Source organism: Oscillibacter valericigenes, assembly GCF_021531435.1.
Lineage (GTDB): Bacteria > Bacillota > Clostridia > Oscillospirales > Oscillospiraceae > Oscillibacter > Oscillibacter valericigenes_B.
The window spans coordinates 1-11,639 of record NZ_JAFBIS010000041.1 but is presented as its reverse complement, the minus strand read 5'-3'; the positions used below and the strand labels follow the sequence as shown (position 1 = coordinate 11,639).

Below are 11,639 nucleotides of genomic sequence, written 5' to 3'. Positions count from 1 at the left end.
TTGCATGTGTTAAGCACGCCGCCAGCGTTCGTCCTGAGCCAGGATCAAACTCTCTATAAAATGGTATCTAAACAGCTTTTGCTGTTCAAACCTTCATAGAGCTATTTGTCATAGCTTCATCTTTTTATAGTTACATCATCCGGTAATTGACTTAACCCGGACTTTGCAACTTTTGGTTACAGTTCCTAAGAACTGTCTCCGTCTGGTGCTTTCTTTTCGTTACGTTGTTTAATTTACAAGGTACACGCCACTTTCCGGCGGAACATTGCTATTATAACAGCCTCTCCTTCATTTGTCAATCATTTTTTTAACTTTTTTCAAAGTTTTCAAATGACTCACATCCGGAGCAGCGCTGTCAGACAGCTTTGTTAGAATACCAAACCAATCCCAATTTGTCAACACCTTTTTCACTCTTTTTTTCGTTTTGCTGATATTACCTATTCGCCCCGCTTATTGCAGTATGACCTCTGTGCAAATTGGAAAACAGGCTGGGCAAATCCGGACGACAGTGCTATAATGCCCTTGTTGATTAGTTTATATGTATTATGTATATCGTGGGAGTGATCGTTCTGCTGATTCATCGCATGACTGCCGTTTTCGGCAAACTGCAAAACCGCACGCTGGAGCTGAAGGATGGTCTGAATATCCTGGAGGCTCCCAACGAAACAGGCAAATCCACCTGGTGCGCCTTTCTCCTGGCCATGCTGTACGGCATCAACAGCCGGGAGCGGGACAAGACGGGCTTCATTGCGGACAAGAACCGCTACGCCCCCTGGAGCGGCGCCGCCATGAGCGGCCGGATCGACTGCCGGGTGGGGACCGACGAGGTGACCCTTCTTCGCAATACCCGCCGGCAGACCGCCCCCATGGGCGATTTTCAAGCCCTCTACGCCGGGACCGGCGACGCTTTTCCCGGTCTGACAGGCCAAAACTGCGGCGATACCCTGCTGGGTGTCAGCCGGGAGGTCTACGAGCGCAGCGCCTTTATCCGTCAGTCCGGCATTTCCATCACGCAGGACGCAGGCCTGGAGCGCCGCATCGCCGCCCTCATCACTTCCGGTGAGGAGGACACCTCTTACACGGAGGCCGCCGACGCCCTGAAAAAGCAGCTGAACCGCCGGCGCCACAACAAAACGGGCCAGATCCCTGTCCTGGAGGGTGAATTGCAGGAGATCCGCCGCCAGCTCTCCGAGCTGAATGCTCTGGAGATCAGGCTTCAGGACATGCGCCGGCAAGGGGAAGTTCTCTCCCGCCGGGAAAGCGGGCTGGTGGAAGAGTTATCTCTCCTTGACCGCTGGGAGGCCGCCCAAGAGCGCCAGGCCCTTGCGGAGGCGGAGGACGCCGCTGCGCAGGCTGAGCAAACCGTCCAAACGCTGCGACAAAGCATTCAGGCGGACCGCATCCCGGAAAACGAGACCATCGGCCGCCTCCGGGGCGCTTTGGTCAATTTGGAGACCACCCGGAAAGCCGTGGACAAGGCCCGGGCCGAACGGGATGAGGCTGCCAAGGCCCTGCTGCGGGCGGAAGCCGCCGTAAACGAAAGTCCTTTTTCTGGGCAGACGCCGGAGCAGGCCCAGAGGGAATCCTCAGAGCCTCCAAAGGCGGTAAACTGGAACGTCTGGCCGGGATTGGCAACGTTGATTTTGGGGGTTGCCGCCGCATGGGCCGCTTTTTTTGCCACAGCTTCCTTTACGAAAAACCAGCTCTTGAGCGCCGCTGTTCTGGTCATAATCCTGCTTTTTACCGCAGGCGCCGCATACCTCCTTCGCAAGCGGGCCATTCAGTCAGCCCAGTGCGCCGCCCTGGAAAAACGCTTTGGCACCGCAGATCCAGCCGCCATTGCAACCCTGGCAGATACCTATTGTAAATTATACGAGGCCCGGGACGCGGCCCAAGCCGCCGCCAACGGAAAATCCGCCACCGCGGAGGCTCTGTATAATACGCTCTCCTCCAACGAGCAGGCTATCCTGCTGGAGGTCCGCCGTTTCGCCCCTGCCGCCTTTGACAGCTCCACCGCTGACAGCCTGCTCCGCGCCTGCGCCGTCCGCCGCCAGGAGCTGACGAAGGCCGAAGCCGCTGCCCGGGAGGCCCGGATGCGGCTGGAGCTGCTGGCTCAAAAAGCCCCCGTTCCCGCCGACGACGGAGCGCCTGTTGCGCCCCCCGCCCGGAGCCGTGAGGCCGTCACTTCTGAACTGGCCGCTCTCCGCACGGAGCTGGCCGCCGCGCGTTCCGAGGGCGACCGCCTCACAGGGCAGCTCCATGCCCTGGGCGACCCGGTGGTCCTGCGCTCCGAAGCCGCCCGGCTGGAAGAAGAAATTGCCGCCCTGGAGGGCGAGTACGAGGCCATCCGCCTTGCCATGGAATCACTGGATACCGCCAACACCACCCTGCAAAACCGCTTCTCTCCGGAGCTGGGCCGCCGGGCCGCTGAAATTTTCAGTGCGCTGACCGGCGGCAAATACAGCGGTGTCGTGCTGGACCGGGCGTTCCACCTCTCGGCGGAGCCCGCGGGAGACAGTGTCTACCGCCCCTCCGCCCTGCTGTCCTCCGGAGCGGCCGACCAGCTGTACCTGGCCGTCCGGCTGGCGATCTGCGACCTGGTGCTGCCGGATGAGGACCGGGCTCCCATCATCCTGGACGACGCTCTGGCCTCCTTTGACAATGGCCGCTGCGCCGCCGCCCTGCGCTGGCTGAAGGAAGAGGGCAAACGCCGCCAGATCCTGCTGTTCACCTGTCACAGCCGCGAGGCCGCCTTTTTCGCCGGAGATGGGGAAGTTTCCGTCCAGCGGTTGACGGCGGAGCCGTAAAGGTATAAGATACCCTTCAGCCATACAATTATAAATAAGGAGATATGAAATCTATGAGCGAATGCACCCATAACTGCTCCACCTGCGGCGAGAGCTGCGGAGAGCGGCAGGAGCCCCAGTCCCTGCTGAAGGAGCACAATCCCAACGCCCGGGTGGGCAAGGTCTATGGCGTTGTGTCCGGCAAGGGCGGCGTAGGCAAGTCCATGGTCACCAGCCAGCTGGCCGTCACCATGCGCCGCCGGGGCTACTCCGTGGGCGTGCTGGATGCCGACGTCACCGGCCCCTCCATCCCCAAAGCCTTCGGCATCCACGGCCAGGCCATGGGCAGCGAGGAGGGTCTCTATCCCATGGAGTCCCGCACCGGCATCCAGGTGATGTCCACCAACCTGCTGCTGGCCAATGAGACGGACCCGGTCATCTGGCGCGGCCCCGTCATCTCCGGCGTGGTCCAGCAGTTCTGGACGGACGTGCTGTGGAACTGCGACTACCTGTTCGTGGATATGCCTCCCGGAACCGGCGACGTGTCGTTGTCTGTGTTCCAGTCCATCCCTCTAGACGGTATCATCATCGTGGCCTCCCCCCAGGAGCTGGTGAGCATGGTGGTGGAAAAGGCCGTCAAGATGGCGGAGATGATGGAGGTGCCCATCGTGGGCCTGGTGGAAAACATGAGCTATGTAGTCTGCCCGGACTGCGGCAAAAAGCTCCATGTGTTCGGCGAGGGCAAGACCGCCGAGGCTGCCGCGCGCCACAATCTGCCGGTCCTGGCGGAAATGCCCATCGACCCGGCCCTGGCCTCTTTGACTGACGCCGGCGACATCGAGTCCTTCCAGGGTACCTGGCTGGACGGCGCCGCCGACCAGCTGGAAGGCAAGTAACTTGCTGTCCCGGAGCGCTCTGCGCTCCGGGACGGTTTTTGTTCATTTCAGAGGCATATCGCCCAAGGGAACGCTGTCGAAAAAGTTGTTTTTGTGTGGAAAAACAGTTGCAAAACCCGGCGTAATCCGAGATAATAGAGGTCGAACAGCATTTTCCTCAAAAGTGGGAAAGAATACAGAAAAAACATGAGGGGGATATTCCTATGCAGGAGTTAAAAGACCGCATTGTCAAAGAGGGCAAGGTCCTTCCCGGCAACATCATCAAGGTGGACGGTTTCCTGAACCACCGCATTGATACCGAATTGATGGAGCACATTGCCGAGGAGTTCGGCAAGCACTTCAACATGGATGAGGTCACTATGATCCTCACCGCCGAGGCCAGCGGCATCGCCCTGTCTGCCATCGTCGCCCAGCACTTCCACAAGCCCATGATCTTCGCCAAGAAAGCCAAGAGCGACAACATCGAGGGCGGCCTGTATCAGAGCGACATCTTCTCCTACACCTATAAGAAAAAGGTCACTCTGCTGGTCAGCAAGGAATGGATGTCCGCGGATGACAAGGTCCTCATCATCGACGACTTCATGGCCAACGGCGAGGCCATGCGGGGCCTGTGCGACATCGTGGACGCCGCCGGCGCCACCCTGGTTGGCATCGGCTGCGCCGTGGAGAAGGGCTTTCAGGGCGGCGGCGACCGCCTGCGTGCCGCCGGCGTGAACCTGAAGTCTCTGGCCATCATTGAGTCCGCCGAGCCGGGCCATATCGTGTTCCGGGACGAGGACTGACCTCCCGCCGGAGCACACCCCCAGAGTAACATCATTTTACCGAAGGAGGAATCCTCTTGTCTCACCAAACTGTCATTGTTCTGGACTTTGGCGGGCAGTATAACCAGCTCATTGCCCGGCGGGTCCGCGAGTGCGGCGTGTACTGCGAGGTCAAGCCCTACACAACGCCTCTGGCGGAGCTGAAGGCCATGGACCCCATCGGCATCATTTTCACCGGCGGCCCCAACTCTGTCTATCTGGAGAGTTCTCCCCATGTGGACCCCGCTATCTTCACCTGGGGCGTGCCCATCTTAGGCATTTGCTACGGCTGCCAGCTCATGGCCCACACCCTGGGCGGTCAGGTCACCGAGGCCCAGGACGACTCCGCCCGGGAGTACGGCAAGACCGTCACCTATTATGATACCTCCTGCAAGCTCTTCAAGGGCCTGAGCGCGGAGGGCATCTCCTGGATGAGCCACGGCGACTATATGGCGAAAGTCCCCGAGGGCTTTGCCCTGACTGCCCATTCCGACGCCTGCCCCAACGTCGCCATTGCCGACGAGTCCCGGGGCTTCTACGGCGTCCAGTACCATCCCGAGGTCAACCACACCGAAAACGGCATCAAAATGATCCGCAACTTCCTCTACGAGGTCTGCGGCGCCACAGGCGACTGGTCCATGCAGGACTACAAGAAGACCGCCATCGCCGCCGTCCGGGAAAAAGTGGGCAGCGGCCGGGTGCTGCTGGCCCTCAGCGGCGGTGTGGACTCCTCCGTGGTAGCCGCCCTGCTGGCGGAAGCGGTCGGCCGGCAGCTCACCTGCGTGTTTGTGGACCACGGTCTCATGCGCCTGAACGAGGGCGACGAGGTGGAGGCCGCCTTTGCCAAGTGGGACATCAATTTCGTCCGTGTTGACGCGGAGAGCCGCTTTTTGGAGAAGCTGGCCGGCGTCAGCGAGCCGGAGCGCAAGCGCAAGATCATCGGCGAGGAGTTTATCCGGGTCTTTGAGGAAGAGGCCAAAAAAATCGGCGCCGTGGATTTCCTGGCCCAGGGCACCATCTATCCCGACGTCATCGAATCCGGCGCCGGCGACGCCGCCGTCATCAAGAGCCACCACAACGTGGGCGGCCTGCCGGATTACGTGGACTTTAAGGAGATCATCGAGCCCCTGCGGCTGCTGTTCAAGGACGAGGTGCGCCAGCTGGGACGCGAATTGGGCCTGCCTGAGTATCTGGTCACCCGCCAGCCCTTCCCCGGCCCGGGTCTCGCCATCCGCATCATCGGCGACATTACCAAGGAGAAGGCCGATACCCTGCGCCTGGCCGACTTCATCTTCCGGGACGAGATCGCCAAGGCCGGCGAGGACAAAAACCTCAACCAGTATTTTGCCGTTCTGACCAATACCCGCTCCGTAGGTGTCATGGGCGACGGCCGGACCTACGACTACACCCTGGCTCTCCGGGCCGTCACCACCGCGGACTTCATGACCGCCGACTGGGCCCGTATCCCCTACGACGTGCTGGACAAAATCAGCACCCGTATCGTCAACGAGGTCCAGGGCATCAACCGCATCTGCTACGACATCACGTCCAAACCCCCCGCCACAATTGAGTGGGAATAACTGACAAAACCCGCAAAGCCTTGAAAACACTGGGGTCTTAAAGCGGAAACGGGGCATTTGATAGCAAATTGATAGCAGATACCAAAACCGGATTTACTTTGTTCACTCCCGTATAACGGGTGGCTTGCGGGTAAATCCTCCATATCCTAAGAAAAAGGTCTTGCTGACTTTCACCAGTCGGCAAGACCTTTTTTGTTATTTGTCTTTTCTCTGTTTCTTCAATCCTTTTATCAGAGCATCGCTTAATTCCTTCGAGGGGACTTTGGCCCACCGCTGGGTGGTGTCGTACTTCGGGTAGTTGTAGCGCCAGCGGTCATAGTCCTCCTTGGTGATCTCCCCGGCCTCCAACTTCGCCGCCTGTTCCCGCCACGCAATCAAGATTTTGTTCAGCTCACTGGCTTGACGGCCTCCCTGAAAAATATCTGCTTGCAGGCAGGCACGTCCATCCGCCTCTACCACTTTCAGACTGTAAACATCCTCCAAGGCGAACAGCGTATGGGCCAAACCTATGTAGTTGTCTATGTCCGGGACGCTCAACGCCTGGGGCGATACATCTAATGTATGCGCCAGGGCAGCGGTCAAGTCGGCCTTCGGCGTCCGGGTGCCTGTTTCGTACTGTGCCAGACGAACATCGGCGGAACGCTCTGGAAAGCCCACCGCCATACCAAGATACTTCTGTGTCATACCCCGGAGGGTGCGGAAAAAATGGATGCGCTCTCCTATTGCCATAAATGCCAACTCCTATCTGGTGGTTTCTGTCGAAAGTAGTATAACATATTCGCTTAGTAACAGTCAAGAGTATCTTAAACAAAAAAGTTAAAAATTATTCCGCAAGCCACTTGACAAAGCAAATTTGCTTAGTTATAATAGGTTAAGCATAAAGGCTTAGTTCTGGGGCCATGAAAGGAGGTGAGCGCACAATGGCAAGCACCATGTTCATGCGGGTGGACGAGGTAGCGGAGGAATTAGGGGTTTCTGTCCCCTATGCCTATAAGCTGATTCGTTCTATGAATGCGGAGTTGAAAAAGACGGGCTGTATTACCATTTCAGGCCGCATCGACCGCAAATTCTTCCACGAAAAATTTTATGGCACAAGAAGCCAGAGCGAAAGGAGTGATTAACCTATGGCGGCGTTTAAGAACAAGGCCAACGGCACTTGGTACGTCCAATTCCGCTATACGGACTGGAAAGGAGAGCGCCAGCAGAAGTTAAAGCGTGGCTTTGCCACCAAGAAAGAGGCCCAGGCGTGGGAACGGGAGTTTCTGATGCAAAAGCAGGCCGATGTGAACATGACCTTTGAGAGCTTCGCCCAGCTCTATGAGAAGGATATGAAGCCCAAGCTGAAACTGAACACCTGGCTGACAAAAGAAAGCATCATCCAGAAGAAAATCCTGCCGTATTTTGGAAAACGGAAATTGTCGGAAATCACCGCCAAGGACGTGATGGACTGGCAGAACGCGATCCGAGGGTTAACGGACGCCAAGGGAAAACCCTATTCCCCTACCTATCTCAAAACCGTCCACAATCAGTTAAGTGCCCTCTTTAACCATGCTGTCCGCTACTACGGCCTCCAGGTCAATCCTGCGGCCAAGGCCGGGAACATGGGGGTGGAGGAACGGCGTGAAATGCTGTTCTGGACGAAGGAAGAGTATCTGAAATTTGCCGACGCCATGATGGACAAGCCCCTCTCCTACTATGCCTTTGAAATGCTCTACTGGTGCGGTATCCGGGAGGGGGAACTGCTGGCCCTCACCCCAACAGACTTCGACTTTGAGGCGGGTACAGTGTCCATCAGCAAATCCTATCAGCGGCTCAAGGGCAAGGACGTGATTACCACTCCTAAGACGAAAAAGAGCAACCGTGTCATTAAGATGCCCAAATTCCTCTGTGGAGAGATGGAGGACTACTTAAAGATGTTTTACAGCACCGGGGCAAATGAACGGATTTTCCCTGTCAGCAAGCACTATCTCCACCATGAAATGGACAGAGGTGCGAAAGCGGCGGGAGTGAAGCGGATCAGAATTCACGACCTCCGACATTCACACATTTCCCTGCTGATTGATATGGGCTTCACCGCCCTGGCAATCGCTGACCGGGTGGGGCATGAGAGTATCGATATCACCTACCGCTACGCCCATCTGTTTCCTACAAGGCAGACGGAGATGGCGGACAAACTGGACTTTGAAAGGATGGGAACGTAACCATGTCACTGAAAAACCGAGACAACAAAAATCGCTGGAGGAACAAGACCGTGGCCTTCCGGGTGTCCCCGGAGGAAGATGAACAGATCGAGGCCGCTGTGCGGCTCTCCGGCCTGACAAAGCAGGACTACATCACAAGACGCCTCCTGTGCCGGGACGTAGTGGTACAGGGTAATCCCAAGGTCTACAAAGCCCTGCGTGACCAGCTTGCCGCCGTTCTGGACGAACTGCGGCGGGCCGAGGACGGGGCTGGCGTGGACGATGAACTGCTGGACACCATTCAGATGATCGCCGCTATCATGGGCGGCATGAAGGAGGATTGATAGATTGATGGATTCCAGAGAAACGAAAAGGACTGTCCCGGTTCCGTCTGTTGGCGCAGACGGGGAACAGCCCATTTCACAAACACCTACCGCAAGTATAACAGAGGAAACGACAGAAAACAATCCCCCTGAAAAAAATTATGCGGAACTGCTGCGGAAAATGCAGCGCATGAACGACCCGGCGTATCTCCCCACGATTTCCATGAACGAGTTGTACGAGAACGTCTATCAGAGCAGACCGCCCGTCATTGACGGTCTGCTCTATCCGGGGACGTACCTCTTTGCGGGAGCGCCCAAGGTAGGCAAGTCGTTTCTGATGGCCCAGCTTGCCTACCACGTCAGCATGGGCCTCCCCCTGTGGGACTATCCCGTTCACAAGGGGACTGTCCTCTATCTGGCGCTGGAGGACGATCACCGTCGCTTGCAGGAGCGGCTTTACCGGATGTTCGGCATGGACGGCACCAACGACCTCCTCTTTTCCATCTGCGCAAAGCAGGTCGGCAACGGGCTGGAGGAACAGCTAAAGCGATTCGTGCAGGAACACCCAGACACCAAACTGATTATCATTGACACCCTTCAGAAGATTCGGGAGGCTGGCGGGGATAAGTACAGCTACGCCAACGATTATGAGGTGGTAGGAAAGCTGAAACGCCTTGCTGACGCTTGCGGCGTCTGCCTCCTACTGGTACATCACACTCGGAAGCAGCAGGCCGACGACAAGTTTGATATGATCTCCGGCACCAACGGCCTGTCGGGGGCAGCAGACGGGGCCTTTCTTCTTCAGAAGGAGAAGCGGACGGACGGCACCGCCACCTTGGATGTGGTAGGACGTGACCAGCAAGACCAGCGGCTCTATCTCATTAAGGACAAGGAACACCTGACATGGACACTGGAGCGGATGGAAACGGAGTTGTGGGTAGAACCCCCCGACCCGGTGCTGGAGGCCGTAGCCGCCTTTATCACGGCGGAGAGGCCGTCCTGGGGCGGTACGGCCACGGAGTTGGCGGCAGCCCTGCAAGTGGATATGAAGCCCAATGCCCTGGCGATGCGGCTGAACGTCCGGGCCGGGAAACTGGCAACGGACTATCATATCCGCTATGAGAACACCCGCACCCACGCCGGGAGAAGTATCAGCCTGACCCTGGATCCTCCCCAAGCGTGACGACCGTGACGGCTGTGACGGCTTTTTTGAGAGCGGGGGCGGTGTCCAAAACATCGTCACGGTCGTCACGGCTGTCACGGGGAGCGGGGTCAAATGTCAAGGGGGCATACCTGTGGGTGGAGATTGCCGCAAGGCAATACAACCCGAACCCCTTGATATTTGGCCCACGGAGGACACTTGCCGGGTGGTGGAAAGGCTGTGCCTTTCCACCTGCCCAACGGCGAGTGGAAAAGTTTAGGCGGGGTGCAGGGCGCCCTTTTCAAAGGGCGGCCCTGCTGGGGGAGGCAACCGCAGTTGCCGGGGGCAAAGCCCCCGCACCCCCTCGGAGAGCCCACGGCACTTTCGCACCAACGGGGCGAAAGTGTCATAGTGGGTTATTACACTTCCCGCAGGAAGTGCCTTCCCCGAACCCCCGTCCATTTTCAACAACCAAACATCTGAAATGGGAGGATTTTTGCCTATGGCGAGAGGCGACGGCATTGACCGCACCAACGCAAGAAATATGAGGCTGACCGCTGCTAAAATCGGCAACACCCAGCAGCACAACGAACGCGAGAAGGATTCCTATGTCAACCAGGACATTGTACCAGAGCGGACGTCGCTCAATGTCCATTTCAAGGTCCCATCCGCAGGGTATCAGGAGATGTTCTCCCAAATGGAGGCCGATGGTGTGATCTCCACCCGTGGCATTAAGGCGGACGCATTTCGATACGGTGAGTTGGTCTTTGATGTGAACTCCGCCTACTTCTACAATCACGGCGGCTATGACTTCGCAAAACAATTTTACACCGACGCATACAAATCCGCAATCAAAATCGTAGGTGGAGAGCAGTATATTTTGTCGGCGGTCATGCACGCCGACGAACGCAACCGGGCTATGTCCGAGGCGCTGGGAGAGGACGTGTACCACTACCACCTCCATGTGGTCTATATCCCGGTGGTGGAGAAGGAGATACGATGGACAAAGCGGTGCAAGGACAAATCCCTGGTGGGCAAGGTCAAAGAAACCGTTATGCAGGTCAGCATGAGCAAAAAGTGGGCATCCCAGCCCGCAGTAGACGAGGCCACCGGGGAGCCATTACGAACAGCAAAGGGCAAGCCTGTGCTGAGAAAGTCGTACAGCGTCTTGCAGGATGATTTCTTTCAGCAGATGCGCTCCGCTGGCTACACGGACTTGGAGCGTGGAGAGCGTGGCAGTTCCGAGGAACATCTGACGGTCACGCAGTTCAAGGTGAAGTGTGAACAGGAGCGGCTTGCACAGCTTCAGGAGGCGGCTGTGCTGGCCCAGGCCGAGGTTGACCGAAGGAACAGGGAGGCGGCAGCTGCCGAAAAGGAAGCGGCCCAGGCCAAGGCCAAACTAAACGATGTGGCCCACATGCTGAAAGGCATGGAGAAGCTGGCGGAGGAATTTTCCAGCGACCCGGAACAGGTCTTGCCAGAAGCGGGACCGCTGGAATCGGCCAGGGCCTACCGGGAGAAAAAGGCCAAGCCCTTATGGGCGAAGATCGTCAAGGTGCTGCGGTCTGTCTACCGGGCCTACTGCGACCTCAAATCCAAATTTGAGCGGCTGCAAGCGGACTATGGCCGGGAGGTCAGCAAAAATAGTTCCTTATCAGAAAGGATTTACGAGGTCTGCGCCGAGAGGGACAGTCTAAAGGGAAAGGTCAGGGACTATGAGCGGGTCAGGCGGGCCATTGGCCCGGAACAGGCGGACAGAATATTAGAGGCCGCTTACCAGCAGGAACAGGCTGAAAAGGAACGGAAACGGGACGCAAGGCAAAAAGCAAGATTAGGCGCACGATAATCACCAAAAACGGAGCATTCCTGTAACTCGTAAAACGCGCCAATTGAAAAAAGAAGAACCTCACGATAAGATTGAGATGCATCTTGG

The 11,639-nt window shown here is 57.5% G+C and carries 10 protein-coding genes and 1 rRNA gene; 9 read left to right on the top strand and 2 right to left on the bottom strand.

The genetic code is table 11. The features are described from left to right. A 16S ribosomal RNA gene (locus JQM68_RS13115) occupies window positions 1-60 on the bottom strand; the annotation flags it as partial. 485 nt (window positions 61-545) lie between these two features. On the opposite strand from JQM68_RS13115, the gene JQM68_RS13110 reads away from it, so the two are divergent. The 4 genes from JQM68_RS13110 (at window position 546) to guaA (ending at window position 6,062) form a co-directional block, all read left to right on the top strand. Beyond that, entirely contained in the window at window positions 546-2,807 is a 2,262-nt protein-coding gene (locus JQM68_RS13110) for an ATP-binding protein (RefSeq protein WP_235223472.1), read from the top strand. Between the two features lie 53 nt (window positions 2,808-2,860). Beyond that, complete coding sequence (locus tag JQM68_RS13105; protein ID WP_235223471.1) at window positions 2,861-3,682, top strand: Mrp/NBP35 family ATP-binding protein; 822 nt, start codon at window positions 2,861-2,863, stop codon at window positions 3,680-3,682. A gap of 203 nt (window positions 3,683-3,885) precedes the next feature. Beyond that, window positions 3,886-4,464: a xanthine phosphoribosyltransferase gene (locus JQM68_RS13100; protein WP_235223470.1), complete on the top strand. Its 579-nt coding sequence runs from the start codon at window positions 3,886-3,888 to the stop codon at window positions 4,462-4,464. Between the two features lie 56 nt (window positions 4,465-4,520). Beyond that, window positions 4,521-6,062, top strand: coding sequence for a glutamine-hydrolyzing GMP synthase (gene guaA / locus JQM68_RS13095; RefSeq protein ID WP_268821525.1), 1,542 nt, complete (start codon window positions 4,521-4,523; stop codon window positions 6,060-6,062). Window positions 6,063-6,257: 195 nt separating this feature from the next. On the opposite strand, the gene JQM68_RS13090 is transcribed toward guaA, so the two are convergent. Continuing rightward, window positions 6,258-6,791 (bottom strand): helix-turn-helix domain-containing protein, encoded by a 534-nt coding sequence (locus JQM68_RS13090; RefSeq protein WP_004221664.1) that lies wholly within the window; start codon window positions 6,789-6,791, stop codon window positions 6,258-6,260. Between the two features lie 191 nt (window positions 6,792-6,982). On the opposite strand from JQM68_RS13090, the gene JQM68_RS13085 reads away from it, so the two are divergent. From JQM68_RS13085 to JQM68_RS13065, 5 genes are all read left to right on the top strand, one after another. Beyond that, a complete protein-coding gene (locus JQM68_RS13085; protein ID WP_052792092.1) occupies window positions 6,983-7,183 on the top strand; it encodes a MerR family transcriptional regulator in 201 nt (66 codons plus the stop codon). Between the two features lie 3 nt (window positions 7,184-7,186). After that, entirely contained in the window at window positions 7,187-8,263 is a 1,077-nt protein-coding gene (locus JQM68_RS13080; RefSeq protein WP_052792091.1) for a site-specific integrase, read from the top strand. A gap of 2 nt (window positions 8,264-8,265) precedes the next feature. Further along, complete coding sequence (locus tag JQM68_RS13075) at window positions 8,266-8,586, top strand: plasmid mobilization protein (protein WP_052792090.1); 321 nt, start codon at window positions 8,266-8,268, stop codon at window positions 8,584-8,586. Between the two features lie 7 nt (window positions 8,587-8,593). Next, window positions 8,594-9,748 (top strand): helicase RepA family protein, encoded by a 1,155-nt coding sequence (locus tag JQM68_RS13070; RefSeq protein ID WP_052792089.1) that lies wholly within the window; start codon window positions 8,594-8,596, stop codon window positions 9,746-9,748. Between the two features lie 460 nt (window positions 9,749-10,208). Continuing rightward, window positions 10,209-11,552, top strand: coding sequence for a plasmid recombination protein (locus JQM68_RS13065; RefSeq protein WP_052792088.1), 1,344 nt, complete (start codon window positions 10,209-10,211; stop codon window positions 11,550-11,552). The last annotated feature ends 87 nt before the right edge of the window (window positions 11,553-11,639 follow it).